Genomic DNA, 26,840 nt, shown 5'->3' on the forward strand with positions numbered 1-26,840 from the left:
CTACGGTGGGACACGAAGACCTCCTGTGCGGTGCAGTCCTAGACAGCTCCACCACACCGGAGGTCTTCGCCGTTAAGCAACCCGAGCACCAAGCGCTAACAACGCTCGTGATCAATACACCTAGGGCCTGCCGGGTTCGGCCGGCTGGAGCGTCTCCTCGCGGATGCGGGCGCAGGTCTGGATCAGGAGCCGGGAGACGTGCATCTGGGAGATGCCCAGCCGCTCGGCGATCTGGCTCTGGGTCCGGTCCTCGAAGAAGCGCAGATAGAGGAGGGCGCGCTCACGCTGGGGCAGCCGCCGGACCGCGCCCTTGACGCTCTCACGGTCGACGACGAGCTCAAAGCCGTGTTCGGGTTCGCCCAGCAGGTCCGTCAGGCTCGGCCCGCCGTCGTCGGTGTCGGCGTCGCCGTTCGCCGCGTCCAGGGACAGGGCGCTGTAGCTCTCCAGGGCGGCCATGCCTTCGCGGACCTGCTCCTCGCCGAGGCCGGTGCGGTCCGCGAGCTGGGTGACGGTGGGCCGCCGGCTGCCCGGGACGTGGGCCAGCTCGGCATAGGCGGCCCGGACCGTGTTGCGCAGCTCCTGGACGCGGCGGGGCACGCGCACGTCCCACATCCGGTCCCGGAAGTGGCGGCGCAGCTCGCCCCTGATGGTCGGTATCGCGAACGGCTCGAAGGGTCCCCGGTCCGGATCGAACCGGCGGATCGCCTTGAGCAGCCCCAGCGCGGCGACCTGCCGCAGGTCCTCGATGCTCTCCCCCTTGTCGCGGAAGCGCCAGGCGATCCGGTGGGCCATCGGCAGCCACGCCCGCAGCAGGTCCTCCTGCACCCGGCTCTGCTCCGGCCCGGCGGGCAGTGCGGTGAGACGGCGGAAGGCGGCCGCGGTGTCGGGGGCGTCGCGGACCGGACGGGTGGCGGTCGCGTTCGGGGCCGTGGTGGCGGTTTCGGTCGGGGCGTGCGTGGCGACGGTCGGCATCGTGGTTCCTCGAAGCCTTTCGGTCGGGTGAGCGGTTGTTCCTACCGACGGTCTTTGCCCATGACCCCCTTGCCCCTATTCGGGACTTTGGTCCCTAATCGCATGAAATCTCACCGGGCGGGCCCACTGCGGCGGTGTGAGACTGCTGAACGACATGGCCCCACCGCGGGCGCGGCGACGACGAGGGGCGACGAGGTGACGACGGCGGACACCGGTGACGGCCGGCTGGAGGAGTTCCTCGCCGCTCCCGACAGCTCCGCCCTGGATCTGTCCACCGCGGTGGCCCGCTGCTCCAAGGCCCTGGGCCTGCAGCACTCCGTGGTCTATCTCGCCGACCTCCAGCAGCGCCAGCTCGTCCCGCTGACCGACGTCACCTCCGCGCTGCCGATCGACGGCTCCCTCGCGGGCTGGACGTACCGCACCCAGTCCCTGCGGGTGGAGGAGTCGGAGACGGGCGGCATGACGGCCTGGCTCCCGCTGCTCGACGGCGCCGAGCGGCTCGGCGTGCTCGCGGTGCACAGCCCGTCGCTCAGCCCCCTCTCCCTGCGCCGCAGCCGGGCCCTCGCCACGCTGCTGGCCATGATGATCACGTCCAAGCGGGCGTACAAGGAGTCCTTCGTACGGCGGACCCGCACCGAACCGATGCGGCTGCCCGCCGAGATGCTGCGCGCCTTTCTGCCGCCTCGCACGATCGGCACCGCGCACGTCGTCTCCACGGCCGTCCTGGAACCCGCCTACGAGCTCGGCGGCGACTCCTTCGACCACGCCCTCACCGAGACCACGCTGCACGCCGCCGTCCTCGACGCGATGGGGCACAACCTGGCCTCGGGGCTGACCACGGCCGTGTCGCTGGCCGCCTGCCGCAACGCGCGCCGTACCGGTGCCGATCTGCCGGAGCTGGTGCAGAGCGTGGACGACGCCCTGGCCGAGTGGCTGCCGGACCAGTTCTGCACGGGCGTGCTCGCCCAGCTGGACCTGGCGAGCGGTGTGCTGCGCTGGAGCAACTGCGGGCATCCGACACCCCTGCTGATCCGGGACCAGCGGCTGCTCGTCGACGCGATGGTGCGGGAGCCCGATCCGCCGATGGGTCTGCCGTCGCTGCTGACCGCGCGGTCGCGGCAGGTGCACGAGATCGCGCTCCAGCCCGGCGACCGGGTGCTGCTGTACACCGACGGGGTGACCGAGGCGCGGACCCGGGACGGCGACCAGTTCGGCCTGGAGCGGTTCGCCGACTACGTCATCCGGGCCACCGCCGCCGGCGAACTGGCGCCGGAGACCCTGCGCAAGCTGATCCACTCGATCCTCGACGCCCAGCCGGACCGGCTCCGGGACGACGCGACGATCCTGCTGGTCGAGTGGTGGCCGCCGTCCCGCTGAACGGTCACTTCAGCAGCCGGGACAGCCTGCGGTCGGCCAGCGGCTTGCCGCCGGTCTGGCAGGTCGGGCAGTACTGGAGCGAGGAGTCGCTGAAGGAGACCTCGCGGATGGTGTCGCCGCACACCGGGCAGGCCTCGCCGGTCCGGCCGTGCACCCGCAGGCCGCTCTTCTTCTCGGCCTTGAGCCGGCCGGCCGCGACGCCCCGCGAACGCTCGACGGCCTCCGTGAGCGTGGTGCGCAGGGCCTCGTACAGTCTTCGGGTCTCCTCGGGGGTGAGGGACGTGGCCAGTTTGAAGGGGGACATCTTCGCGGCGTGCAGGATCTCGTCGCTGTAGGCGTTGCCCACGCCGGCGATGAGGCTCTGGTCGCGCAGGGCACCCTTGAGCCGGCGGCGCTCGCCCTGGAGGAGGGCGGTGAAGCGGGCCTCGTCGAAGTCGTCGGCGAGCGGGTCGGGGCCGAGCCGGGCCACGCCGGGCACCTCCTGCGGATCCCCCACGACGTACACCGCGAGCCGCTTCTGCGTGCCGGCCTCGGTGAGGTCGAAGCCCGCGCCGGTCTCCAGGGCCACGCGCAGCGCCAGCGGGCCCTTGCCGGGACGGGGCGGGCCGTCGGGGAGGCGGTCCTTCCAGTGCAGCCAGCCCGCGCGGGCCAGGTGGGTGACCAGGTGTGGGCCGCCGTCCGTCTCGACGTCCAGGAACTTGCCGTACCGGCGCACGGCCGTGACCTCGTGGCCCTCGACGGCCGACAGGGGTGGTGCGTACGTCTTCAGCACGCTGATCGCGACCGGCAGGACGCGCACGATCTCGTGACCGACCAGGTTGTCGGTCAGGAAGTCCTTGAGCGCTTCGACCTCGGGCAGTTCCGGCATACGTCCAGAGTGCCATCCGGGACCGACACCGCCAGGTGTCCGGCGGCGGCCGAGGGGCGAACGGTACCCGGCGTTCAGTCCCGCTCCGGCACGACGAACTCGCACCACACGCACTTGCCGCCGCCCCGTGCCTCCACCCCCCACACGTCGGTGAGCACGTGGACGAGGAGCAGGCCGCGGCCGGAGACGCCGGAGTCGCCCGCGTCACGGCGGCGGGGCAGGGCGCTGGAGGAGTCCTCGACCTCGACGCGCAGCCGCCGGTCGGTGTCGGAGACGACCCGCAGGGTGACGATCGCGGCGCCCTCGGTGTGCATCAGGGCGTTGGTGATCAGCTCGTCGGCGACGAGTTCGACCTCGTCGGAGCGGTCGGTGGCGCCCCATGCGCGCACGGCGGCGTGGATCATGTGCCGGGCCTGGCTCAGGGCCTCCGGGTCGCCGGGCGCGACGTGCTGCTGGAGACGGCCGCCGCTCTGCGGGGCGTCCGCGCCGCGCCGGCGCAGCAGGAGCAGCGCCACGTCGTCGTCGCCGCCGCGATCCTCGGCCACGTCGATGAGCAGATCGGCGAGTTTCCACACGTCCTGCGGGCCGGAGGCGACGAGCGCGGTGAGGATCTGCACGCCGTCGTCGAGGTCCGCGCCGGGCTGTTCGACCAGGCCGTCGGTACACAGGATCAGCGTGTGCCCGGGGTCGAGTTCGATGGTGCCGACCGGATAGGCGAGCTGCCCGAACTCGGCGGACAGGCCGAGCGGCAGGCCACCCTGGACGGGGGCGCGGCGGCAGCTGCCGTCGGGGGCCCGGATCAGGGGGTCGATGTGGCCGGCCCGGACCACCTGGACGACTCCGGTCGCGAGGTCGGCCTCGGCGTAGAGGCAGGTCGCGAAGCGGTCGGTGTCCAGCTCGTGCAGGAAGACGGAGGCCCGGGCCATCACCGTGGCCGGTGTGTGGCCCTCGGCGGCGTACGCGCGCAGGACGATGCGCAGCTGGCCCATCACGGCGGCGGCGTGCGTGTCGTGGCCCTGGACGTCGCCGATGACCGCGCCGACCCGGCCGCCGGGCAGCGGGATCAGGTCGTACCAGTCGCCGCCGATGTCCCGGCCGAGCGAGGCCGACCGGTAGCGGACGGCGACGTCGGCGCCCCGCACGCTCGGGATGGTGCGCGGCAGCATGGCCTGCTGAAGGCCGCTCGCGAGGTCCTTCTCCTGCTCGTAGAACATCGCGCGTTGCAGGCTCTGGGCGATGCTGCTGCCGAGGGCGACCAGGAGGTTGCGCTCCTCGGACGTGAAGCCGCGCCGGTCGCCGTAGAGCAGGCCGATCGCGCCGATGGGACGGGCCTGGACGATGAGCGGCAGATACGCGGCCGAGGTGATGTCGAGGTCCGTGATGTGCGGCCACAGGATCGGGTAGCTCTCGGCGAAATCCTCGGGGGACTCGATGAACCGGGGGCCGAGCGTGCGCACGACCTCGCTCATGGGGTACTGCTCGTCGACCCGGGTGACGAGCGTGCCCGGCACGAAGCTGCCCTCGGGGCCCTCGGCGACCAGCCGGATGCGCCCGGCCTCGACCAGGCCCATGACCAGGCTGGTCGCGCCCAGATGGGTGACTCCGTGGGTGTCCTTGAGGACGTCGATGACGTCCTGGACGGTCCGGGCGTTGGCGAGGGCGGCCGTGATGAACTGCACGACGTTGGTCTCGTCGCGGCGGGCGGCGAGGTTCCAGGCGGTCTGGTCGCGGCGCGCCGCGTACTCGTTGAGCTCGGGGGTGGCGTCGCGGACGATGCCGATGATCCGGCGCGGCCGGCCGGTCTCGTCGCGGCGGATGTAGCCCTGGGTGTGGGTCCAGCGCAGGGTGCCGTCGCGGCGGCGGAGGCGGAAGTAGGCGCCGTAGTTCTCGCTGCCGTCCTTGAAGGCCTGGGCCACCAGGCTGTCCAGCCGCCGGCCCTCGGCCGGCGGGACCCGGATGCTCAGGGTCTCCGGGCGGCCGTCGTACTCCTCGGGGCGCACGTCGAAGACCTCGTGGGCCTGGGCGTCCATGTGGAACAGACCGCTGTCCAGGTCCCAGTCGAAGCTGCCCATCTGGTTGAGCGCCAGGATCGGGTCCGGGTGGGCGGGCCAGTCGTCCGGGAGTGACAGGGCGCTCGCTCCCCGATCAACCATGCGCCCACCTTGCCAGGATTCGACCGATTCTTCGACCGGATCAGCACGGTGCTCCGGCTGGAGCATCTAGGTGCGCTTCAGCCCGAGAAGACGTCCGTCATGCTGCCGAAGATACTGTCGGCGCTCTCCGGCGCGTCCGCGTCGCCGGATCCGCCCTTGTCACCGGTTGTCCCTCTGTCAGCGGATGTTCCCCTGTCACCGGACGCACCCGTGTCACCGAGCCCGTCCGGGTCGGCCGGTTCTCCCATGTCGCCGAGGCCGCCGAGATCACCGAGTCCGCCCACGTCACCGACGTCGCCCAAGTCGTCGCTGACGTCCGGGTCGTCCGGGATGAGGCCGCCGCCGTCGGGCACGTCCGGAATCTCCGGGACGGTCAGGGGGCCGATCTCCTCCGAGAGGTCCTGGGGCCCGGCCGGCTCCTGCGGCAGCGCTCCGCCGGGCAGCTCGGGGGCGCCGCCGGGCTCCTGCGGCAGGAGCGGGGCGTCACCCTCGGCGGCCGGCGGGACGACGCCGGTCGCGGGTTCCCGCGACAGCGGGCCCGCCTCCGCGCCGCCCTCCGCCAGGACGGTCCCGTCGCCCGGCAGGACGGTCTCGCCGCGCTGCGGCTGCGGCTCCGGCCTGGGGACGACCTTGTCGTGGCGGACGTCCTGCCCGATCTGCCGCTCGATCCAGGTGTTCTCGACGACGTCGACGAGGGTGATGTTGGTGATGGCCTCGGGCGCGGGCAGGACCATGATCACTTCTGTGGGCTCGTACCCCTCCCACGCCCGTCCGCTGCTGCCCGGCGTGCCCTCCATGGCGATCGGTGCGCCGAGCGGGTTGCCGCAGGCGCAGCGGACCCGGGGCACACCCCGGTTGTCCACGAGGACGGCGGTGCCCGCCTGGAGGACGGACTGGTGGGCCGTGGCGCCGCCGGCGCGGTACCCGTGGTTGGTGACCCGGGTGTCGGCGCGCAGTTCGGCCGAGGTGAGCCCGCGCAGGTAGTCCGGGAGCTCCCCCCGCGGGATGCCCGCGATGTCGGCGAAGGTGTCGGCCCGGCCGGTGTCGGCGGTGAGCAGGCGGATCTGCCGGTCGACGTCACAGCTGCCCGCCTGGGCCCGGCCGGCATAGAGGCCGGGGGTCCAGCCGGAGTAGGAGCGCACGTCCGCGAGACCGGCCGGGGCGGGGACGCCGGGCCCCGAGCGGCCGACCGGGACCGACTGCGGCGTTCGGGTGACGAGGTCCGGGGTAGCCGGGATGGTGGCCGTGGAGGCCGTGAAGGGGTCGGGGCCCCGGTCCGCGACCGGCTGGAGCAGGAGTTCGCCGCTCGCTTCCGTGCTCTCGTCGCCTGCGTTCGTCCTCTCGTCGCCACCCGCGCCGCAGCCGGCGGCGAGCAGGGCCGCCGAGAGCGCGCAGGCCGTGACGAAGGTTCCGGTGGGTATTCGCACCACGTTCTCCCGCCTCGTCCTGGGGGTTTTCGACACTATTGTCTGCTTCACTCACATGGGTCACGCAAACGGAGAGCGTGACTACCGGCAGTGACAATCCGTCCCGGGGCACCGAGGGACGGCGCGAAGAGAAGGAGAGGAGCGCCCGAACGTGGAGTGGTTCACCGCACCCGACTACTGGCTGACCCGGCTGGTCTTCCAGCGGGCCCTGGCGGCCGTCTACCTGGTGGCGTTCGTGACGGCGGCCCTCCAGTTCCGGGCGCTGATCGGGACGCGCGGCATGCTCCCGGTCCCGCGCTTCACCGCGGTCGTGCCGTTCAAGCGGGCGCCCAGCCTCTTCCAGCTCCACTACTCCGACCGGTTCTTCGCGGGGTGCGCCTGGGCGGGCTGCGCGGTCTCGGCGGCGCTGCTGGCGGGCGTGGACTCGATGGTGCCGCTGTGGGCCGGGATGCTGCTGTGGGTGGTGCCCTGGTTGCTGTATCTGTCGATCGTCAACGTCGGCCAGACCTGGTACTCGTTCGGCTGGGAGTCCCTGCTGCTGGAGGTCGGATTCCTCGCGGTGTTCCTCGGCAACGACGAGGTCGCGCCGCCGATCGTGGTGCTGTTCCTGCTGCGCTGGATCCTGTTCCGGGTGGAGTTCGGCGCGGGGCTGATCAAGCTGCGCGGTGACGCCTGCTGGCGCGAGCTGACCTGTCTGGACTACCACCACGAGACCCAGCCGATGCCGGGCCCGCTGAGCTGGTTCTTCCACCATCTGCCCCGGCCGTTGCACCGCGTGGAGGTGGCCGCCAACCACTTCACCCAACTCGTGGTGCCGGTCCTTCTGTTCACCCCGCAGCCGATCGCCACGGCCGCCGCCGCGCTGATGGTCGTCACCCAGTTGTGGCTGGTCCTGTCCGGCAACTTCTCCTGGCTCAACTGGATCACCATCGTGCTCGCCCTCGCGGCCATCCGCTTCCCGGCCGACGCGCCCACCGTCCCGGGGGCCCCGCTCTGGTTCGTGGTCGTGGTCCTTGCCGTGGCCGCGCTGATCGCGGTCCTCAGCTATCACCCGGTGACCAACATGATCTCCCGTCGCCAGGTCATGAACCGCTCCTTCGACCCGCTCCACCTGGTCAACACCTACGGCGCGTTCGGCAGCGTCGGCCGGGTCCGGTACGAGGTCGTCATCGAGGGCACCGCCGACGATGTGCCACGCGAGGACTCCGACTGGCGGGAGTACGAGTTCAAGGGCAAGCCCGGTGATCCACGGCGCTGGCCACGCCAGTTCGCGCCGTACCATCTGCGGCTGGACTGGCTCATGTGGTTCGCGGCTCTCTCCCCGTCCTACGCGGGTTCGTGGTTCGGGGCTCTGGTGGAACGGCTGCTGGAGAACGACCGCGACACGCTGAAGCTGCTGCGCCGCTCCCCCTTCCCGGCGGACGCGCCCCCGCGCTTCGTCCGCGCCCGCCTCTTCCGCTACCGGTACACGACCTGGCGGGAGCTGCGGGAGACGGGCGCGTGCTGGGACCGGACGTTCGTGCGCGAGTATCTGCCGCCGACGCGGCTGACGGGGAGCGTTCAGAGGTCGTAGACGCGGGTGGCGGTGCCCTCGAAGAACTGGAGGTGTTCGTCGGGGCTCAGACCGATCGCCAAAGCGCCCGCGAGAGACGACACCTGCGCGTACGTCGCCGCCACCGTGCACACCGGCCAGTCCGAGCCGAACATCAGGCGGCCGGGTCCGAAGGCGTCCAGCGCGGTGTCCCAGTAGGGGCGCAGAGGCGCGAGCGGCCAGGTGGTCCCGCCCCAGAGGACCCGGTCCATCTCGGTCACCAGGCCCGACACCTTGCAGACCGTGTTCGGGAGTTCGCCCAGTGCCCTGATGTCCGACGCCCAGGGCCCCGGCGGTCCGGCGGCGAGGGGCGGCTTGCCCAGATGATCGAGGACGAAGGTCAGGCCGGGCAGCGCGGCGGCGGCCTTCACGCACGCGGGCAACTGGTGCGGCAGCACGACCAGGTCGTGGACGAGGCCCGCGGCGGCGACGGCGGCGAGTCCACGGCGTACGTCCGGCCGCAGCAGCCACTCCGGGTCGGGCTCGCCCTGCACCTGGTGGCGGACGCCCTTGAGGAACCGCCCGCCGGGCAGTTCCCGCAGCCGGGCCAGTTCGTCGGCGACGTCCGGGCGGGTGAGATCGGTCCAGCCCACGACGCCCGCGACGAGGTCGTGCCCGGCGGCGAGGGCGAGGAACTCCGGGGTCTCCTCGGCGACGCTGACCGTCTGGACGAGGACGGTGCGCTCGACCGAGGCCGCCGCGGCCTCGGGTGCGAGGTCGTCGAGGGTGAAGTTGCGCCGCAGCGGCTGGAGTTCGGGTCCGGTGATCCAGTCCTGGTCCCGGACCGACAGGTCCCACACGTGGTGGTGCGCGTCCACGGTCACGGCAGCTCCCACACGACGGGCAGGCCCGCACCGGCGCCGTCCTCGGAGTAGTCGTGCACGACGTCCAGGAGTTCGGCCATGCGGGCCTGCCATGCGACGTTGACCGGAAGCCGCTCCAGCTCGGCGAGGAGGCGGGCGTAGTCCTCACACTCCAGGACGTGGAAGAGGTCCGTGCCGCTGCGCCAGATCGTCCAGGAGGTGGCGCCCGCCGCACGGATGGCGTCGGTCAGTTCCTCGGGGACCTCGCGGTGGGCGGCCTCGTACGCGTCGACGCGATCCGCGCGGACCGTGGTGTGCAGGGCGACCCTCATCACGGCTCCTCTCCCGGCTGCTCATGGGGGACGGGGGCGTCGGCGGGCAGCAGCCCCGTCTCCCGCAGCTCCTGCCAGAGGGCCGCGGGCACGGGGGTGCGGAACTGCTCGGCGCAGTCGTCGGCCTCGGCGGCCGAGCGGGCGCCGACGAGGACGCCGGTGACCGCCGGATGCGCCGCGCAGAAGGCGAGGGCGGCGGCACGCAGGGTGGTGCCGTGACGCTCGGCCACCGCCTTCAGCCGCAGCGCGCGGTCGACCAACTCACCTGTCGCAGCGGCATAGTTGTACGTCGCTCCGGGCCGCGGTTCCGCGAGCAGGCCGGAGTTGAAGGCGCCCCCGATCACCACCGCCGTCCCGCGCTCCCGCGCGGCGGGGAGCAGGTCGGTGAGGGCGCTCTGGTCGAGCAGGGTGTAGCGGCCGGCGCACAGCACCACGTCGACGTCGGTGTCGCGGACGAAGCGGGTGAGCATGGCGGTCTGGTTCATGCCAGCGCCGATCGCGCCGACGACGCCCTCGGAGCGCAGCCGCTCCAGGGCCGGGTAGCCCTCGCGGAAGGCCTGTTCGGCGTGGTCGTCAGGGTCGTGCAGGTAGACGGTGTCGACGTGGTCGAGGCCGAGGCGTTCCAGGGAGGCGTCCAGGGTGCGGCGGATGCCGTCCGCGGTGAAGTCCCAGACGCGGCGGTGGGTGGCGGGGACCGCGAAGCCGTGGGCGAGGTCGTCGCCGGTGCCGTCGGCCGGTTCCAGCCGGCGGCCGACCTTGGTGGAGAGCGTGTAGGACGGGCGGGGGTGCTCGCGCAGGGCCGCGCCGAGGCGGCGTTCGGACAGGCCGAGGCCGTAGTGCGGGGCGGTGTCGAAGTGGCGGACGCCCTGGCGCCAGGCGGCGGTGACGGCGTCGTACGCCTGCTGGTCGGTGAGTTCGGTGTACAGGTTGCCGATCCCGGCGGCGCCGAAGGCGAGCCGTGCCGCACCCGGGCGGGCCTGGCTCACGACCGGGCCGCCGGACGCAGCCGCAGGCCCTGCATGCCGCCGTCGACCGCCAGGGCCGTACCGGTGGTCGCGCCGGACAGCGGGCCGGCCAGGTAGGCGATGGCGCCGGCGACCTCGGCCGCGGTGACGAGCCGGCCGGTGGGCTGGCGGGCCTCCAGCGCGGCACGTTCGGCGGCCGGGTCGCCGGCCGCGTCCAGCAGGCGGCCGACCCATGGGGTGTCCACGGTGCCGGGGTTGACGCAGTTGACGCGGATGCCCTCGCGGACGTGGTCCGCGGCCATGGCGAGGGTGAGGGAGTACACGGCGCCCTTGGACGCGCTGTACAGGGCGCGTTGCGGGAGGCCCGCGGTGGCGGCGATGGAGCAGGTGTTGACGATCGCAGCGTGCGACGACCGGCGCAGATGCGGCAGGCAGGCGCGTGCCGTGCGGACCATGCCGACGACGTTGACGTCCATGATCCGGTGCCACTCGGCGTCGTCGTTGTCCTCGACGGTTCCCTGGGCGCCGATGCCGGCGTTGTTGACCAGCACGTCGAGTCCGCCGAGGCCGGCGACCGCGTCCGCCACCGCCTGCCGTACGGACGCGTCGTCCGTGACGTCGGCCCGGTGCGCGATCAGGGGCTTGCCCACTGCCGACGGGTCCAGGTCGAGGACGGCGACCAGGGCGCCCCGCTCGGCCAGGAGTTCCGCGGTGGCGCGCCCGATACCGGAGGCGCCACCGGTCACCAGGGCCCTGAGGCCCTCGAAGTCGGTCATGCCGCTTGCCCCTTCTCGTGCGTGTCGTCGGGTTCGGCGGCCCAGACGGTGCCGCCGGGGAAGGTGTGGCGCGCCAGGGACTCGGGCCGCATGGTCGCCGAGAAGCCGGGCGCGGTCGGCGCGAGGTAGTGCCCGTCGCGGATGCGGACCGGGTCGAGGAAGTGGTCGTGGAGGTGGTCGACGTACTCGATGACCCGGTCGTCGGTGGTGCCGGAGATGGCGAGGTAGTCGAACATGGCGAGGTGCTGGACGAGTTCGCACAGCCCGACCCCGCCGGCGTGCGGGCAGACCGGGACGCCGAACTTGGCGGCGAGCAGCAGGATGGCGAGGTTCTCGTTGACGCCGCCGACGCGGGCCGCGTCGAGCTGGAGGACGTCGATGGCGCCGGCCTGGAGGAGCTGTTTGAAGACGATCCGGTTGTGGGCGTGCTCGCCGGTGGCGACCTTGACCGGGGAGACGGCGCGGCGGATCGCGGCGTGGCCGAGGATGTCGTCCGGGCTGGTGGGCTCCTCGATCCAGTAGGGGCGGAACTCCGCGAGGGCCTTGGTCCAGCGGATCGCCTCGGCGACGTCCCAGCGCTGGTTGGCGTCGATCGCCATGCGTACGTCCGGGCCGACGGCCGCGCGGGCGGCCCGGCAGCGGCGGATGTCGTCGTCGAGGTCGGCGCCGACCTTGAGCTTGATCTGCCGGAAGCCGTCGGCGACCGCCTGGGTGGCGAGCCGGGTGAGCTTGGCGTCGTCGTAGCCGAGCCAGCCCGGCGAGGTCGTGTAGGCGGGGTAGCCGCGCTCCAGCAGCCGGACCCGGCGCTCCGGCGCCCCCTCCCGCCCGCGCCGCAGGATGCCGAGCGCCTCCTCGGGCGTGAGGGCGTCGGTGAGGTAGCGGAAGTCGATCTGCCGCACCAGCCACTCCGGCTCGGCGTCGGCGAGCAGCCGCCACAGCGGCTTGCGGGCGCGTTTGGCGGCCAGGTCCCAGACGGCGTTGACGACCGCGCCGATCGCCATGTGCATCACGCCCTTCTCGGGCCCGAGCCAGCGGAGCTGGCTGTCGCCGATCAGGGCCCGGTTGAGGGTGCCGGGATCGGCGCACAGCTCGTCGACCTCGCGTCCGGTCACATGCCCGCGCAGCGCCTCGATCGCGGCGACCTGGACCTCGTTGCCCCGCCCGATGGTGAAGGTGAAGCCGTGCCCCTCGTGCCCGTCGGCGGCGTCGGTGCGCAGCACCACGTAGGCCGCCGAGTAGTCGGGGTCCGGGTTCATCGCGTCGGAGCCGTCGAGCTCGCGGGAGGTGGGGAAGCGGATGTCGTACGTGTCGACGGCCGTGATGCGGGCGGGAGTCGGTGACACGGAGAGCCTTTCGGTGGGGTGCAGGGAGCTGCGGCGGGTCAGTCCTGGGCGCGGCCGGTGGTCACCCGGGCGATCATGAGGGCCATCAGGATGATTCCGCCGTAGATGGCCTGGATCCAGAAGGACGGCACCTGGGCGAGGGTGAGCAGGTTCTGCACGACCCCCAGCAGGAGTACGCCGGTGAGTGCGCCGAGCATGCTGCCCTTGCCGCCGTCGAGGCTGATACCGCCGATCACCGCGGCCGCGAACACCGTGAAGATCATGTTGTTGCCCTGGTTGGCGCTGATCGCGCCGACGTACCCCGTCTGCATGATGCCGCCGACCGCTGCGAGGACCCCGGCGACCACGAGCACGCCGAGCATGACGCGCTCGACGCGGATGCCGGCCGCGCGGGCCGCGTCGGCGTTGCCGCCGATGGCGTACAGGGCCCGCCCGACCCGGTGGTACTTGAGCACCAGCCCCGCCGCCGCGAAGGCGCCGGCGGCCAGCCACACCGACAGGGGGACGCCGACGAAGGTGGTGGTCGCCAGCGAGTAGAAGGACTCGGGCATGCCGAACAGGGTCTTGCCCTTGGTGGCACCGACGAGCAGCCCGCGCAGCACGATGAGCATGGCGAGCGTCACGATGAACGCGTTGAGCCGGAACTTCACCACCAGGACGCCGTTGAAGGCGCCGACGACGGCCCCGGCGACGAGGATCGCCGGCAGGGCGAGAGCGGCCGGGAGTTCGGTGCCCCAGCCGGACTGGGCGGCGGGCAGCACGAGGAGCGCCCCGACGGCGGGCGCGATGCCCACGACCGACTCCAGGGACAGATCGAACCTGCCGGTGATGAGGACCAGCGACTCGGCGAGCACCACCATCGCGAGGGCGGCGGAGGCGCCGAGGACGGAGATCAGGTTGCGCTCGGTCAGGAACGAGTCGTTGAGCACGGCGCCGAGCACCAGAAGCAGCAACAGAGCGGGCAGCAGGGCCAGTTCGCGGGCGCGGCGCAACAGTACGGTTCTGGCGGACGCGGCGGCGAGGGCGCGTGGGGGCGCGAGCGGCGGGGCCGCCTTGGTGTCAGCCATGGTCCACTCCTTCGATGGAGGCGATCAGCTCGTGGTCGCGCCAGCCCGCGGGGTGCTCCGCGACGAGGCGGCCGTGGAAGAGGACGAGGACGCGATCGCAGCGGCGCAGGTCGTCGAGCTCGTCGGAGACGACGAGCACGGCGGTGCCGTCCTCGCGGGCGCTGTCCACGCGGGCCAGCAGGGACTCCTTGGACTTCACGTCGACGCCCGCCGTGGGGTTGATCAGGATCAGCAGCCGCGGGTCCGAGGCGAGGGCGCGGGCCATCACGACCTTCTGCGCGTTGCCGCCGGACAGGTCGGAGACGGGCTGGTCGGGGCCCTCGGCGTGGATGTCGAGGCGGTCGATCAGCTCGGCGGCGAGGCCGCGTCTGCGGTCGGTGCCGACGAAGCCGAGGCGGCCGAGGCGGTCGAGCACGCTCATGGTGGCGTTGTCGCCGATCGTCATGCCGAAGACGAGGCCCTGGCCGTGCCGGTCGCGCGGCACACAGCCGACCCCGGCCGTGAGGGAGGCCCGTACGTCACCGAACGGCAGCGGCTCGCCGTTCAGCCGGGCCGATCCGCCGCTCGGCGTGCGCAGTCCGGCGAGGGTCTCGGCCAGCTCGGTCTTGCCGCTGCCGCTGATGCCCGCGAGCCCGACGACCTCGCCGCGGCGCACGGTCAGGTCGACGGCCTCGTACGAGGATGAGGTCAGGCCCTGGACGTCGAGTGCCACGGGGGCGTGCGCGGGCACCGCGTCGTGGGCGGCGCGGTCCTCGCGCTGGGCGGCGGTCTCCCCCGCCATGGCCTCCACCAGTGCCCGGCGCGGCAGGTCGGCGACGGGTGCGGTGGTGATCCAGCGGGCGTCGCGCAGCACGGTGACGGTCTGGCAGACCTCGTACACCTCCTGGAGGTGGTGGGAGATGAACAGGAAGGTGACGCCGGAGTCCTGGAGCGCCCGCATCCGGGTGAAGAGCCGCTCGATCTCCCGGTTGTCGAGCTGCGCGGTCGGCTCGTCCAGCACGATGAACCGGGCGCCGAAGCTCAACGCCCGGGCGATCTCCACCATTTGGCGGTCCTCGACCCGGAGGTCGGCGGTGCGGGCCTCCGGGTCGACGTGCACGTCCCAGGTGGCGAGGAGTTCGGCGGCGTGCGCCTTGAGCCTGCGCCAGCTGATGAACCCGCGGTGCAGCGGCTGCCGGTTGATGAAGAGGTTCTCGGCGACCGTCAGTTCGGGTACCACCGTCGGCTTCTGGTAGACGCAGGCCACCTTGCGGCGCCAGGCGTCCCGGTCGGCGAGCGAGGGGGCCGGCTCGCCGTCGAAGCGGACGGTGCCCTCGTCGGGTGCCTGGAGGCCGGTGATCAGGGTGACGAGGGTGGACTTGCCGGCGCCGTTGCGCCCGACGAGGGCGTGGGACTCGCCCGGCAGCACGGTGAGTCGCCCGTCGGCGAGGGCGGTGGTGGGGCCGTACCGCTTGACGATGCCCCGCGCCTCAACGAGTGGTGTGCTCATTCGACCGTGTTGCCCCACAGCTCGGGGTCGTCGACGTTGTCCTTGGTGACCAGGGGTGCGGGCAGCTGGTCCTCCAGGATGCCGCTGGGCAGCTTGACTATGGTGGAGTTGTGGTCGGTCGGCCCGGGCTCGAAGGTCTTCCCCTCCATCGCCGCCTTGATGTAGTACATGCCGTACTTGGCGTACAGGTCGGCGGGCTGCGAGACCGTCGCGTCGATCTCGCCCTTGCGGATGGCGTCGTACTCCTGCGGGATGCCGTCGTTGGAGACGATCGCGATGTGGCCCGCCTGGCCCGCCTTCTTCAGCATCCCCTTCGACTTCAGGGTCTGCAGCGTGGGCGCCAGGTAGACGCCGCCCGCCTGCAGGTAGACGCCCTTGATGTCGGGATGGGCGTTGAGGAGCGTGTCCAGCTTGGAGGCGGCGGTGTCGGACTCCCACTTGGCGGGAATCTCCAGGACCTTCAGCTTCGGGAAGTTCTTCTTCACGCAGGAGCGGAACGCCTCGGAGCGCTCCCGGCCGTTGACCGAGGCGAGGTCGCCCATGATCTGCACGACCTTGCCGGAGGGGATCTGCTCCCCCAGGTACTGGCAGGCCTTCTCGCCGTACGCCACGTTGTTGGCGCGCACCACCATCGCGACCTTGCCCTTGTCCGGCGCCACGTCGACGGCGACGACCGGTACGCCCTTGCGCTCGGCCTGGTCGAGTCCCGCCTCGATGGCGGCGCTGTCCAGCGGTGCGACGACCAGGCCCTTGACGCCCTGGTTGAGCTGGTTGTTGATGTCGGTGATCTGCTGTGAGGGGTCACTGTTGGAGTTGACCGTCTTGCGTGCCTCCACGCCCTCGGACTCGGCCATCTTCGGTACGTAGTCGTTGTACGACTGCCAGAACGGCGAGGTCAGCAGAGGCAGGATCACCCCGACCTCGCCGGTGCCGCCGCCTCCGGCGCCGACGGCGCCGGTGTCCTTGGTGCTGCCGCAGGCGGTGAGCACGAGGGCGGCGCAGACCGCCGCAGCCGCCGCACGCGGGACTGTTCGCCCGTACCGCCGTCCGTACCGCCGTGCGTTCCGCTGTGTCCCGTCGGCCATCTGCCGGCTCCTCATCGAGCGTGATCGAGCAGTTGCCCGCATATTTATCAGACCACTTGACGCCGTCAACACCCTCTGGAGCCGAATATCTTGAGTTCTTGGCCATAGTGGTCCGACCACCCGCCTGGTTAGACTGCGGCGGACGGCGACGGGAGAAGTGGCGTGAACGAGACGGAGTCAGGGCCGGCCCCGCAGAAGGGCACGGTGACGCAGCGCGCCATCGAGCGGATCAAGGCGCTGATCGCCGAAGGGCTCCTCGAACCCGGCGCGCGGCTGCCCACCGAACGCGAACTGGCGGCCCAGTTGGGCATCTCCCGCAGCTCGATGCGGGAGGCGATCCGCGCGCTGACGGTCATGGGTGTCCTGGAGGCCCGGCACGGCTCCGGCATCTACGTCACCCAGCTCCAGGCCGGGGACCTGCTGGAGACGTTCGGGGTCGTCGCCGATCTGTCCCGGGGACCGGGTCTGGTGGAGCTGCTGGAGATCCGCCGCATCCTCGAGTCCACGGCGACCGCCCTGGCCGCCGCCCGCATCACGCCGGACCAGCTGGCCGAGGTCGAGAAGCATCTGGCGGCCATGAACGCCACCGACGACCCGGAGGAGATCCTCGCCCACGACCTCGCCTTCCACCGTGAGATCGCGCTGGCCGCGGGCAACGAGACCATGGCCGCGATCCTGGAGGGCCTGTCCTCCCGCACCTTCCGCGCCCGCGTCTGGCGCGGCTACCAGGAGGAGGGCGCCTTCACCCGCACCCGCCGCGAACACGCGGCGATCCACCGCGCCCTGGCCGCCCGCGACCCGGAGGCGGCCCGGGCGGCGGCCGCCGCGCACGTCGGCGAGGTGGAGCAGTGGCTGCGCGCTCAGCTCGGCGACCAGGACGCGGGCGGCCCCGGGCAGGCGGTCCCGACGCCGGCGCGTGAGGGCCCAGAGGCAGGCCCTCACGACGCCGACCGGGCTAGCGCCGCCGCAGCCGCAGCGTCACCAGTTCGAAGGGGCGCAGGCGTACGGTGATCCGCTCGCCGTCCACCACGGGCTCGGTCGCCCCCGCCAGCGGCCGTTCCAGCAGGTCGGTCACCGTGACGGCGTCCACCGCGAAGCCCGCGGTGAGCGTGGCCCGCGCCCGGCCGCCGTGCGCCTCGTGGAAGCGGACGACCACGTCGCCGCTGCCGTCGTCGGCCAGCTTGACGGCGGTGACGACGACGGCCTCCTGATCGACCGTCACCAGCGGCGCGACCTCACCGGCGCCCGTCACGTGCCGCTCCGGCACGTTGATCCACCAGCCCTCGCGCACCGCGTCGCTGATCCCGGCGCCCGGCACCAGCGCGTGCCGGAAGCGGTGCACACCCTGGTCGGTCTCGGGGTCCGGGAAGCGCGGGGCGCGCAGCAGCGAGACACGGACCGTGGTGGTCGTACCGCCGTCGGAGTCGGTACGGACCGTGCGGGTCACGTCGTGACCGTACGTCGAGTCGTTGACGACCGCGACGCCCCAGCCGGGTTCCGCCAGGTGGACGAAGCGGTGGTTGCACGCCTCGAACTTGGCGGCCTCCCATGAGGTGTTGGTGTGTGTGGGCCGGTGGAAGTGCCCGAACTGGGTCTCCGAGGCGTACCGTTCGGCGTGCACGTCGAGCGGGAAGGCGAGCTTGAGGAACTTCTCCGTCTCGTGCCAGTCCACCTCGGTGTCCAGCACCAGCCGCCGCTCCCCCGGGGCCAGCGACAGCACCTGGGTGACGTGCGACGCGCCGAAGGACCGGACGATCCGCACCGACTCGCCGTCCTCGCCGGCGATGAGCTCGTCCAGGCCGGTCAGGTCGGTGACGGTGTTGCGGTAGAACTCGTCGACGTCCCAGGCGTCCCACATGTTGGGGAAGTCGGGGTGCACCTGGAGCAGGTTGGCCGCCCGGCCCCGGGCCACGGTCTCCCGGTCGGCCTCGATGTCGTACGCGGAGACGACGAGGCCCCGCTCGTCGATCTCGATCCGCAGCAGGCCGTTGTCCAGGACGTACCCGCCCTCCGCGCGCGGGCTCACCGACGACGTGCCCTGGACGGCCGGGGCGCCGGCTCCCCCGGCGGGGACGCCCCGCCTGCCGTGCGGGGCGGCGTTGAAGACCAGCTCCCGCTGCCCCTCCCCCGCCAGTGCGCGCTGGGCCGCGTCGATGATCCCGTTCAGCTCGCCCGCGAGCCGCTCGTAGGTCGCGCGGGCCTCGCGGTGCACCCATGCGATGGACGAACCGGGCAGGATGTCGTGGAACTGGTGCAGCAGCACCGTCTTCCAGACGCGGTCCAGTTCCTCGTACGGATAGGGGAATCCGGTCCGCACGGCGGCCGTCGCCGCCCACAGCTCGGCCTCCCGGAGCAGGTGTTCGCTGCGCCGGTTGCCCTGCTTGGTCTTCGCCTGGCTGGTGAGGGTGGCACGGTGGAGTTCGAGGTAGAGCTCGCCGACCCAGACGGGCGGGTTCGGGTACTCGGCCTCGGCCTTGGCGAAGAAGGCCGCCGGCGTCTCCCAGGCCACCGTCGCGGAGCCCTCCAGGTCACGCAGCCGGGCCGCCTTGGCGACCATCTCGCGGGTGGTGCCGCCGCCCCCGTCGCCCCAGCCGGTGGGCGCCAGCGAGTGGCGGGCGACACCCTTGTCCTTGAAGTTGCGGGCCGCGTGGGCGATCTCGCTGCCCTTCATGGAGCAGTTGTAGGTGTCGACGGGCGGGAAGTGGGTGAAGATCCGGGTGCCGTCGATGCCCTCCCACGTGAAGGTGTGGTGCGGGAACTTGTTCGTGCGGGACCAGGAGATCTTCTGCGTCAGCAGGTACTTGGCGCCCGCGGCCTTGATGATCTGCGGCAGTCCGGCCGCGAAGCCGAAGGTGTCGGGCAGCCAGGCCTCGTCGTTCTCGATGCCGAACTCGTCGAGGAAGAACCGCTTGCCGTGCACGAACTGCCGGGCCATCGCCTCCGAGCCGGGCATGTTGGTGTCCGACTCCACCCACATGCCGCCGGCCGGCACGAACCGTCCGTCCGCGACGGCCTTCTTCACCCGTGCCCACACCTCGGGCCGGTGCTCCTTCACCCATGCCCACTGCTGCGCCTGCGACATGGCGAACACGAAGTCGGGCTCGTCGTCCAGCAGGGCGGTCATGTTGGCGGTCGTGCGGGCGACCTTGCGGACCGTCTCGCGCAGCGGCCACAGCCACGCCGAGTCGATGTGGGCGTGGCCGACGGCGCTGATGCGGTGCGCGGAGGGGGCGGCGGGCGTGGTGAGGACGCCGGTGAGTCGGGACCGCGCCTCGGCCGCCGTGCCGCCCACGTCCTGGAGGTCGACGGCGTCCAGGGCCTTCTCCACCGCCCGCAGGATCTCCCAGCGCCGCGCGGAGTCCGCCGGCAGCTCGGCCATCAGCTCGCCGAGCACCTCCAGGTCGAGCACCAGCTGCCACACCGTCTCGTCGAAGACGGCCAGGTCCATGCGTGTCAGGGTGTATTGCGGCGCGCTGCCGGCGGTCTCCTTGTCGCCCAGCTCGGTCGGCCGGAAGGGGTGGTAGTCGAGGATGACGGGGTTGGACGCGGCCTCGATGTGCAGCCGCACCTCCTCGCCGCCCTCGACGGGCGCGCCGACGCGCACCCACTGGTTGCGCGGGTTGAGACCCTTCACGGGCGTGCCGTCGGGGCGGTAGACGAGGCCCTCGCACTGGAAGCCGGGCATGTTCTCGTCGAACCCGAGGTCGAGGATCGCCTCCACGGTCCGCCCGGCCCAGTGGCCGGGGACGGTCCCGGTGACCCGGAACCAGCTGGTGCCCCACGGAGCACCCCAGCGGGCGCCCACCTCGATCGGCCCGGGCTCGGCCGCGAGCCCCTCGGCGACCGGCACGGGCTCGTCGGGCGCGTGCCAGACGGTCACGTCCAGCGGCACGGACTCGGGGTACACGGCGGGTCGGATGCGTTCGTCGAGGACACGCTTCAGACGGGCTTCGACGAGGCTGCGGTCGTCATGCATGGCGGGGTGCTCCGTAGCTGTGGTGCGGGTGGTTACCAGGTGTGGTTCACGGTGACGGGGTCCGACGAGGTGTACAGCTCCCCTACGGAGCGCAGTTCGAACCGTGCCACTCGCTCGCCCTGCTCGGGCCGCAGGCCACCGGCGAACCAGGCCCGCTGGCAGGTGCCGCCCAGGAAGCGCCGGCTGCCGTCGGGCAGGACGCGGTGGAGGGTGTGGTGGCGGACCTCGCCGGGGGCGGGCTGCCAGGCGAAACGCAGGTCGCCTCCGGAGGCGGCGGTGACGCGGAATCCGTTGGGGGCGGCGGGAGTCCGGGGCGGCTGGTCCGCGCGCACGGCGAGGCCGCCGAGGCGCCAGCGCACGGGAGCGCCGGGGGTGGTGGGCGTGAGGCGCACGCCGAGTGCGCGGATCGTGCCGGACAGACCGGTGAGCCGTACGGCCGAGGTCTGCCAGGCGCCGGCCGGGTTCACCGGGAAGTAGGTGTACGGGGGTGTCGCCCCCGCCGTGCCCGGTTCCGCGGTGGCGACGGCCAGTTCGACGGTCACCCCGCCGGTGTCGGCCCGGTGGGTCAGTTCGACGACCGTCCCACCGGTGAGGGTCAGCCGGGTCGCGTACAGGTCGAGGATCACGGGCTCGTCGGGCGCGCCGTCCACGAGCACGCTGCTGCCGCCGGACCACGCCTGCGCGAAGTCGAAGGTGACGGTGGGCCGCACGCCCTGGGTGTGCACGGCCCAGCGCCGCGACGGCAGGCGGTCCTGCAGGCCCAGGTGGTTCCACGGCGCGTCCGAGGTGACCTCCCCGTTCTCGTACCACCGCAGTCCGTGCCCGGTGTTGAAGACGCTGGCGAACGGCATCGTGGTGACCGTGGACCGGTCCGCCACGGTCACGGCGGGCGCCCGCCACGGGTCCGTGCCGTCCGGCCGCGTCGGGTCCAGCGACCGCCCCGTCCAGAAACGGTCGTCGGCCGCGTGGAAGGCGCCGGGGGTCCGCCCGTCCGCCGGCAGCTGGTGACGGGTCCACTCGGGCCGGTAGAAGCCGACCGAGGTGACGTGCGGTGAGCCGGTCGGCACGACGGCGTCCCAGTCGACGTTCGTGTTCCAGCCGTTCGACTCCACGTCGACGCCCGCCCACAACTCGTGACGACTGCGGCCCAGTTGCTGCGCGCGCTGCCCGGAGGAAGCCAGGGTGCCCGCCGACCAGCGGAAGTCGACGAACATGCTGTCGGCGGCCTGGAAGAACGGCTGGTTCTGCGCGTTGAGCGCCCCCTGCCAGCTGACACCGCCGTTCACGGTCATGGAGTCGTACCAGGTCACTCGCTGCCCCCGGGCCGCCCCGAGCGACTTCAGCTCCCGCAGGAACCCCTGCATGTCCGCGCCGAGCGCCGCGTCTCCGCCGCCGGTCTCGGCGTTCACGAACCAGCCGTCGAAGCCGTACGCGGCCGCCACCGCCACCAGTTGAGCGGCGAGCGGATACCGCCCGGCGGAGTCCTTCTGCACCAGGTCACGCGTCCACCGCAGCTGCCCGCCGTACGCCACCGGCGGCAGGAAGACGTTGCCGAGGACCCGCACACCGTGCCGGTGGGCGGCGTCCACGATCGGCGCGTTCGGGGCGAGGATGAGCCCCTCGCCCGACGAGCCGCCCCAGAAGACCAGCTCGTCGATGTACGCCCAGTGGGTGAGGGCGTAGTGGTCGGCGGTGGCGGAGCCCTGGGAAGGGTTGCCCGCCGTCGGCCCGAAGGAGACCAGCGACTGGATGCGGGCCTGCCCCGCGCGGGCGGTGGGGTTCGCCGGGGCGGGGGTGAAGCGCGGGGCGAGCGGCACCGAGGCGGCGTTGAAGGCGAGGTCGGCGTCGTCCGCGGCGCGCCAGGCCTTGAGGCTGCGCCAGGTGATGCCGGCCCCTGGGGTGCCGGAGGGGAGCGAGTCCGGGTACCAGTACGAGGCGTACGGCTGGAGCGCCGCCGCCGCGGGACGGGGAGCGGCCGTCGCGGGCAGGGACGGGAGCAGGGCGGCGGTGGCGCCGGCGAGCAGGACGGTGCGTCTGGTGGGGTTCACGAGCGGGTGCCTCCTTGAGTTCCGCGGGGGACGGGGAGTACCTGGTCGGGAGTGACGACTTCGGTGATGCCGCGGGCGGCGAGGTGGTCCTTGTCGTCCGCGCGGGTGTCGAGGACGGTGGTGGGGCGGGCTCCGTCGGCGACCAGCCGGAAGAACGCGTCGAAGACGGGGCCGCCGGGTGCGCAGCGGGAGCGGACGGCCGGGTCGGCGGGTACGGCGAGCGCCGTGGTGCGCGCCGCCGGGGTCCTGGTGTGCTCACGGGCGGCGCGGGCCAGCACCATCGCGCTGTCCTTGGGCCGCCGGTCGTTGGTCAGCAGCCCCAGACCGTATTCGAGTTCGGGGAAGTCGGCGAGGTCGCGGGCGACGTCGTGGGAGCACCACCAGGTGATGCCCCACAGGCCGGGGCAGTCCAGGGCGTGGGTCACCGTCGCCTCGGTGAAGGCGGCGGCGTGCTCGGCCGGGACGAGCGGGGCGGGCGCGCCGACCTCCTGGAGCCAGACGGGCCGGTGCGGGTCGTCGGCCCACGCCTTGCTGAGCTCGATCAGGTACTCGGCGTGGTGTTCGCTCGGCACCGAGGTACGGCCGTGCCGCTGCGCGGTGCCGTTGAACACCCAGGAGTGCACGGCCGTGACCGCGCCGCGCCGGGCGGCCTGGGCCGGCGTGAACGGCTGGTCGTCCTGGTACCAGGTGGCGTCGTACTCGGCGTGCAGGTGCAGTTTCCCGGGAGCGCCCTGCGCGCAGGCGGCCAGCATCCGCGTCAGCCACGCGTCGATCTGCGCCTCGGTCGCCCGGTCGGGATCGGGATGCGGGCCCGCGGAGAACTGGTTGACCTCGTTGCCCAGGGTCAGGCCGAGGAAGTTGGGGCGGTCGTCGAGGGCGGCGGCCAGGGTGCGCAGGTAGGCCGCCTGGCCGTCGAGCACGTCGGGGTCGGTGAACAGATTCCGGCGGTGCCAGGTCCGGGTCCAGGCCGGCAGGTAGTCGAAGCTGCTCAAGTGGCCCTGGAGGCCGTCCACGTTGACGTCGAGTCCGCGTTCGCCGGCGGCGTCCACGAGGGCCACGAGCTGCTCGACGGCCTTGGGCCGGATCAGGGTGCGGTTGGGCTGGAAGTACGGCCACAGCGGGAAGACCCGTACGTGATCGAGTCCGAGGGCCGCGATCGAGTCGAGGTCGGCGCGCACGGAGTCCAGGTCGAAGTCGAGCCAGTGGTGGAACCACCCTTCACTGGGGGTGTAGTTGACGCCGAAGCGCACGGCAGAAGACATGGAGGTCCTGGTGGTCGTTGTGCGTACGGGGGTCAGCCCTTGACGGCGCCCTCGCCGACGCCGCGGAAGAAGTACCGCTGGAGGCAGGCGAAGAGGGCGATCAGCGGCGCCACGGCGATGATCGTGCCCGCGGCGACCAGCCGTTCGTCGTTGGCGAAGGTGCCGTGCAGATAGTTGAGGCCGATGGTCAGCGTGAACTTGGACGGGTCGCTCAGCACGATGAGCGGCCACAGGAAGTCGTCCCAGGCGCCCATGAAGGCGAAGATCGCGACGACGGCGAGGGTGCCCTTGACCGACGGGAGCGCGATCCGCCAGAACCGCTGCCAGACGTTGGCGCCGTCGACGAACGCCGCGTCCTCGATCTCGTACGGCAGATTGAGGAAGGCGTTGCGCATCAGCAGCACGTTCAGGGCGCTGACACAGCCCGGCAGGACCACCCCGACCAGGGTGTTGTTCAGGCCCAGCTCCCGCATGGTGGTGAACTGGGCGATGATGATGCCCTCCACCGGCACGAGCATGGCGAGCACGAAGGCGAGCGTCGCCGCCCGGCGGCCCCGGTAGCGCAGCCGGGCCAGGGCGTAGCCGGCGAGGGCCGAACCGACGCAGTTCGTCACGACGTTGGCGGTCGCGACCTTCAGCGAGTTCAGGGCGTAGTCCCACACGGGGATGGTCTGGGCGACCCGCTCGTAGTTGTGCAGCGTCGGATCGCCCGGCAGGAACTTCGGCGGGGAGCTGAAGATGTCCTCGGTCGGCCCCTTGAGCGAGGTCGACAGCTGCCACAGGAACGGCCCCACGGTCAGCGCCAGCACCCCCAACAGGAGCAGATAGCGCAGGACCAGCTCCCACGCGCGGATCCGCCGCCCGTGTTCGTCGGTCACGCGCCGCTTCTCGGCCGGAGCCGTGCCGCCGGCCGTCGCGGGCCGCGCCTTCTCCATGACGCTCATGTCTCCTCCCTCCGGTCGGCGCGCAGCACCAGCAGCATCAGCGCCACCGTCACCACGAAGACGACGACCGAGATGGCCGAGGCGTATCCGACCCGGCCGGACAGACCGGTGCCGGTGCGCTGCACGAGCATCACGAGCGTGGTGTCCTCACCGGCGGGTCCGCCGCTCGGGCCGGCCAGCAGATACACCTCGGAGAACACCTTGAAGGCGGCGACCGAGGAGAGCGCGGCGACCAGGACCATGGTGGAGCGGACGGCGGGCACGGTGACCGCGAGGAACCGGCGCACCGGTCCGGCGCCGTCGACCGCGGCGGCCTCGTGCAGTTCACGCGGTACGTTGGCGAGCGCGGCCAGGTAAATGATCATGTAGTAGCCGAGCCCCTTCCAGACCGTGACGGTCATGGCGCTCAGCAGGAGCAGCCACTGGTCGCTGAGGAACCCGACCCCGCCGGCACCGACCGTCTCCAGCAGCGCGTTCACCAGGCCGCGTTCGTCGAGCAGCCACACCCAGATGAGGCCGACCACGACGATCGAGGCGACGACCGGCGTGTAGAAGGCGGAGCGGAAGAACGTGATGCCGGGGATGTTCTTCTGCACCAGCAGCGCGAGCAGCAGCGGCAGGATCACGAGGGCGGGCACGACCCCGACGACGTACAGCGTGCTGTTGCGCAGGCCGATCCAGAACATGTCGTCGTGGAGCAGCTCGCGGAAGTTGGCGAGGCCGACGAACTCGCCGGGGATCAGGGTCCGCCGGTCGGTGAAGGCATTGACGACGGTGGAGACGAACGGGTAGAGCACGAAGGCGCCGATGACCAGCAGTCCGGGGGCGGCGAACAACCAGGGGCCGGCCGGTGCTTGCCGCCGTATGCGAGAGGAGCCGTTCACGGTGTCTCAGCCCTGCTGCTGAAGCAGCCGATCGCAGGCCTTGACAGCGTTGTCAAGAGCCTCCTGCGGACTCTCCTTGCCCTGCAGCGCCCGGGCCACGGCGTTGCGCAGCTCGGTCTTCATCTGCTCGCTGAACAGCACCGGCGTGTAGTTGACCGCGGTCTTCAGCGACTGGGCGGCGGCCACCCGCACCCGGGTCTCGTCGGTGCCGTCCTCCTTGGTGAAGTACGGGTCGTCGAGCGAGCCGGCGGTGCTGGGGAAGATGGCGACCTTCTTCGCGAACGACATCTGGTGCGCGGCGTCGGTGACGAAGTGGGCGAAGGCGACGGCGGCGGGCTTGCGCTGGGTCTGCGCGTTGACCATCACGCCCATCACGTACATGTTGACGTGACCGGTGCTGGTGATCTGGTCGGTGATACCGATGTTCTTGTACAGGTTCGGCGCCTGCTTCTTGAAGTTGCCGAGGTCGAGCGCGCTGCCGGGGTTCATGGCGACGGCGCCGGTGAGGAACTTCTTGCCGGACGACTCGGGCGTCGCGGTGAGCGCCTGCGGGTCGAGCGCCTTGGCCTCGTAGAGCTCCTTGTACTTGGTGAGGAGTTCGACGCCCTTGGCGTCGTTGAAGGTGAATCCGGTGCCCTCCTTGTTCATGAGGGGGACGCCGTAGCGGCCGAAGTCCTCGATGGTGGGCACGTTGGCGAGGGTGGCGACCTCGCCGTCGGTCTTCTCGGCGATCCGAAGGGCGTTCGTGAAGAGTTCGTCGTACGTCTTCGGCGGCTGCTCGGGGTCGAGTCCGGCGTCCTCGAAGAGTGACTTGTTGTAGAACAGCGGCCCGGTGTTGAGGTACCAGGGGAAGGCGTACGTGCCGCTCATTCCCGGAATCCGGTGGCCGGCCCAGGCGCCCGGCAGGTACTCCTTCTCGTACTGTCCGGCGGCCTTGTCCAGATCCAGCGCCAGCCCGGCCTTGGCGAGCGGGGCGACGAGGTCGGGCGAGACGTTGACGACGTCGGGCAGGGTGCCGCCGGCCGCGTCGGCGCTGATCTTGTCGGCGTAGCCCTCGGCGGGCTGGTCGACCCACTTCACGTCCGTACCGGGGTGCTGCTTCTCGAACTCGGCGATCAGGTCCTCGAAGTACGGCTTGAAGTTGGCCCTCAGGTTCCAGGTCTGGAAGGTGATGTCGCCCTCGACCTTGCCGGAGGCGTCGGCCGATCCACCGTCGCCCCCACCGCCGCAGGCACTGAGCGGCAGTGCGACGACGACGGCAGCGGCGGCGGCGAGGGTTCTGCGGGAGATGCGCACGGTGACCGGGCTCCTTTACGACGAAGTGAGCGGGAAATGGCGCCGGGGCAGACCTTGCACGGCGACTCGGAGGGAAGTCAATGGATTTGACTCAGCTAAAGTCATTAGTTGGACATGAACGCAGGTCAAAGCCATTTGAGCGAGCCCTTGCGACCAAACGCTAATGCGCTTTAGAGTGCGGC

General features: G+C 71.8%; 20 protein-coding genes and 1 pseudogene. 3 read left to right on the forward strand and 18 right to left on the reverse strand.

What is annotated here, in order from left to right; genetic code table 11:
- Positions 1-120 precede the first annotated feature (120 nt).
- The gene (locus ACFV6X_RS32625; RefSeq protein ID WP_385389757.1) at positions 121-972 is read right to left on the reverse strand and encodes a SigB/SigF/SigG family RNA polymerase sigma factor; all 852 of its coding nucleotides are present in this window, start codon (positions 970-972) and stop codon (positions 121-123) included.
- 195 nt (positions 973-1,167) lie between these two features.
- Here ACFV6X_RS32625 and ACFV6X_RS32630 point away from each other — a divergent pair, with 195 nt between their 5' ends.
- Positions 1,168-2,349 (forward strand): PP2C family protein-serine/threonine phosphatase, encoded by a 1,182-nt coding sequence (locus ACFV6X_RS32630; RefSeq protein WP_385389759.1) that lies wholly within the window; start codon positions 1,168-1,170, stop codon positions 2,347-2,349.
- Positions 2,350-2,353: 4 nt separating this feature from the next.
- Here ACFV6X_RS32630 and ACFV6X_RS32635 read toward each other — a convergent pair whose 3' ends face one another.
- The 3 genes from ACFV6X_RS32635 to ACFV6X_RS32645 all read right to left on the reverse strand — a co-directional run bounded on the left by ACFV6X_RS32635 (position 2,354) and on the right by ACFV6X_RS32645 (position 6,797).
- The gene (locus ACFV6X_RS32635) at positions 2,354-3,217 is read right to left on the reverse strand and encodes an Fpg/Nei family DNA glycosylase (RefSeq protein ID WP_385389760.1); all 864 of its coding nucleotides are present in this window, start codon (positions 3,215-3,217) and stop codon (positions 2,354-2,356) included.
- 74 nt (positions 3,218-3,291) lie between these two features.
- Positions 3,292-5,370 carry a SpoIIE family protein phosphatase gene (locus ACFV6X_RS32640; RefSeq protein WP_385389762.1) on the reverse strand — a complete coding sequence of 693 codons (2,079 nt, stop codon included), beginning with the start codon at positions 5,368-5,370 and terminating at the stop codon, positions 3,292-3,294.
- Positions 5,371-5,447: 77 nt separating this feature from the next.
- Positions 5,448-6,797: a DUF6777 domain-containing protein gene (locus tag ACFV6X_RS32645; RefSeq protein WP_385389763.1), complete on the reverse strand. Its 1,350-nt coding sequence runs from the start codon at positions 6,795-6,797 to the stop codon at positions 5,448-5,450.
- 151 nt (positions 6,798-6,948) lie between these two features.
- Here ACFV6X_RS32645 and ACFV6X_RS32650 point away from each other — a divergent pair, with 151 nt between their 5' ends.
- On the forward strand, positions 6,949-8,370 hold the full coding sequence (locus tag ACFV6X_RS32650) for a lipase maturation factor family protein (protein WP_385389765.1): 1,422 nt from the start codon (positions 6,949-6,951) through the stop codon (positions 8,368-8,370).
- Here ACFV6X_RS32650 and ACFV6X_RS32655 read toward each other — a convergent pair.
- The 8 genes from ACFV6X_RS32655 to ACFV6X_RS32690 are packed head-to-tail and all read right to left on the reverse strand — an operon-like array spanning position 8,358 to position 16,248.
- Positions 8,358-9,212 (reverse strand): amidohydrolase family protein, encoded by an 855-nt coding sequence (locus ACFV6X_RS32655; RefSeq protein ID WP_385389766.1) that lies wholly within the window; start codon positions 9,210-9,212, stop codon positions 8,358-8,360. The two genes, ACFV6X_RS32650 and ACFV6X_RS32655, sit on opposite strands and share 13 nt — an antisense overlap.
- A complete protein-coding gene (locus ACFV6X_RS32660) occupies positions 9,209-9,523 on the reverse strand; it encodes an L-rhamnose mutarotase (RefSeq protein ID WP_385389767.1) in 315 nt (104 codons plus the stop codon). Before ACFV6X_RS32660 ends, ACFV6X_RS32655 begins: the two co-directional genes overlap by 4 nt.
- Positions 9,523-10,509: an aldo/keto reductase gene (locus ACFV6X_RS32665; RefSeq protein ID WP_385389769.1), complete on the reverse strand. Its 987-nt coding sequence runs from the start codon at positions 10,507-10,509 to the stop codon at positions 9,523-9,525. Before ACFV6X_RS32665 ends, ACFV6X_RS32660 begins: the two co-directional genes overlap by 1 nt.
- Positions 10,506-11,264 carry an SDR family NAD(P)-dependent oxidoreductase gene (locus ACFV6X_RS32670; protein ID WP_385389770.1) on the reverse strand — a complete coding sequence of 253 codons (759 nt, stop codon included), beginning with the start codon at positions 11,262-11,264 and terminating at the stop codon, positions 10,506-10,508. The genes ACFV6X_RS32665 and ACFV6X_RS32670 overlap by 4 nt, the downstream gene beginning before the upstream one ends.
- Complete coding sequence (locus ACFV6X_RS32675) at positions 11,261-12,607, reverse strand: enolase C-terminal domain-like protein (protein ID WP_385389772.1); 1,347 nt, start codon at positions 12,605-12,607, stop codon at positions 11,261-11,263. The genes ACFV6X_RS32670 and ACFV6X_RS32675 overlap by 4 nt, the downstream gene beginning before the upstream one ends.
- Before the next feature lie 38 nt (positions 12,608-12,645).
- Positions 12,646-13,674 (reverse strand): ABC transporter permease, encoded by a 1,029-nt coding sequence (locus ACFV6X_RS32680; protein ID WP_385389774.1) that lies wholly within the window; start codon positions 13,672-13,674, stop codon positions 12,646-12,648.
- Positions 13,667-15,163 carry a sugar ABC transporter ATP-binding protein gene (locus ACFV6X_RS32685; protein ID WP_385389776.1) on the reverse strand — a complete coding sequence of 499 codons (1,497 nt, stop codon included), beginning with the start codon at positions 15,161-15,163 and terminating at the stop codon, positions 13,667-13,669. The genes ACFV6X_RS32680 and ACFV6X_RS32685 overlap by 8 nt, the downstream gene beginning before the upstream one ends.
- The gene (locus tag ACFV6X_RS32690) at positions 15,160-16,248 is read right to left on the reverse strand and encodes a sugar ABC transporter substrate-binding protein (protein WP_385389777.1); all 1,089 of its coding nucleotides are present in this window, start codon (positions 16,246-16,248) and stop codon (positions 15,160-15,162) included. The genes ACFV6X_RS32685 and ACFV6X_RS32690 overlap by 4 nt, the downstream gene beginning before the upstream one ends.
- Before the next feature lie 162 nt (positions 16,249-16,410).
- Between ACFV6X_RS32690 and ACFV6X_RS32695 the strand changes: the two are divergent.
- Positions 16,411-17,118: pseudogene (locus ACFV6X_RS32695) on the forward strand (FadR/GntR family transcriptional regulator); the annotation flags it as partial.
- A gap of 85 nt (positions 17,119-17,203) precedes the next feature.
- Here the strand turns inward: ACFV6X_RS32695 and ACFV6X_RS32700 are convergent.
- From ACFV6X_RS32700 to ACFV6X_RS32725, 6 genes are read right to left on the reverse strand one after another with little or no spacing between them, the layout of a single operon-like run.
- Positions 17,204-20,224: an alpha-mannosidase gene (locus tag ACFV6X_RS32700; protein WP_385389779.1), complete on the reverse strand. Its 3,021-nt coding sequence runs from the start codon at positions 20,222-20,224 to the stop codon at positions 17,204-17,206.
- Between the two features lie 32 nt (positions 20,225-20,256).
- Complete coding sequence (locus ACFV6X_RS32705) at positions 20,257-22,272, reverse strand: endo-beta-N-acetylglucosaminidase (protein WP_385389781.1); 2,016 nt, start codon at positions 22,270-22,272, stop codon at positions 20,257-20,259.
- Complete coding sequence (locus tag ACFV6X_RS32710; protein ID WP_385389783.1) at positions 22,269-23,534, reverse strand: glycosyl hydrolase; 1,266 nt, start codon at positions 23,532-23,534, stop codon at positions 22,269-22,271. The genes ACFV6X_RS32705 and ACFV6X_RS32710 overlap by 4 nt, the downstream gene beginning before the upstream one ends.
- 32 nt (positions 23,535-23,566) lie before the next feature.
- Positions 23,567-24,478 (reverse strand): carbohydrate ABC transporter permease, encoded by a 912-nt coding sequence (locus tag ACFV6X_RS32715; RefSeq protein ID WP_385389784.1) that lies wholly within the window; start codon positions 24,476-24,478, stop codon positions 23,567-23,569.
- Complete coding sequence (locus ACFV6X_RS32720; RefSeq protein ID WP_385389786.1) at positions 24,475-25,362, reverse strand: carbohydrate ABC transporter permease; 888 nt, start codon at positions 25,360-25,362, stop codon at positions 24,475-24,477. The genes ACFV6X_RS32715 and ACFV6X_RS32720 overlap by 4 nt, the downstream gene beginning before the upstream one ends.
- A 6-nt stretch (positions 25,363-25,368) precedes the next feature.
- A complete protein-coding gene (locus tag ACFV6X_RS32725; RefSeq protein ID WP_385389788.1) occupies positions 25,369-26,658 on the reverse strand; it encodes an ABC transporter substrate-binding protein in 1,290 nt (429 codons plus the stop codon).
- Positions 26,659-26,840: the final 182 nt, after the last annotated feature.

It is taken from the genome of Streptomyces sp. NPDC059861 (assembly GCF_042731435.1).
Classification (GTDB): domain Bacteria; phylum Actinomycetota; class Actinomycetes; order Streptomycetales; family Streptomycetaceae; genus Streptomyces.

Bases quoted from the DNA above. Each gene is read 5' to 3' on its own strand.
- ACFV6X_RS32625 (WP_385389757.1), bottom strand. From the start codon at position 972: ATGCCGACCGTCGCCACGCACGCCCCGACCGAAACCGCCACCACGGCC.
- ACFV6X_RS32635 (WP_385389760.1), bottom strand. From the start codon at position 3,217: ATGCCGGAACTGCCCGAGGTCGAAGCGCTCAAGGACTTCCTGACCGAC.
- ACFV6X_RS32640 (WP_385389762.1), bottom strand. From the start codon at position 5,370: ATGGTTGATCGGGGAGCGAGCGCCCTGTCACTCCCGGACGACTGGCCC.
- ACFV6X_RS32660 (WP_385389767.1), bottom strand. From the start codon at position 9,523: ATGAGGGTCGCCCTGCACACCACGGTCCGCGCGGATCGCGTCGACGCG.
- ACFV6X_RS32670 (WP_385389770.1), bottom strand. From the start codon at position 11,264: ATGACCGACTTCGAGGGCCTCAGGGCCCTGGTGACCGGTGGCGCCTCC.
- ACFV6X_RS32680 (WP_385389774.1), bottom strand. From the start codon at position 13,674: ATGGCTGACACCAAGGCGGCCCCGCCGCTCGCGCCCCCACGCGCCCTC.
- ACFV6X_RS32685 (WP_385389776.1), bottom strand. From the start codon at position 15,163: ATGAGCACACCACTCGTTGAGGCGCGGGGCATCGTCAAGCGGTACGGC.
- ACFV6X_RS32690 (WP_385389777.1), bottom strand. From the start codon at position 16,248: ATGGCCGACGGGACACAGCGGAACGCACGGCGGTACGGACGGCGGTAC.
- ACFV6X_RS32700 (WP_385389779.1), bottom strand. From the start codon at position 20,224: ATGCATGACGACCGCAGCCTCGTCGAAGCCCGTCTGAAGCGTGTCCTC.
- ACFV6X_RS32710 (WP_385389783.1), bottom strand. From the start codon at position 23,534: ATGTCTTCTGCCGTGCGCTTCGGCGTCAACTACACCCCCAGTGAAGGG.
- ACFV6X_RS32715 (WP_385389784.1), bottom strand. From the start codon at position 24,478: ATGAGCGTCATGGAGAAGGCGCGGCCCGCGACGGCCGGCGGCACGGCT.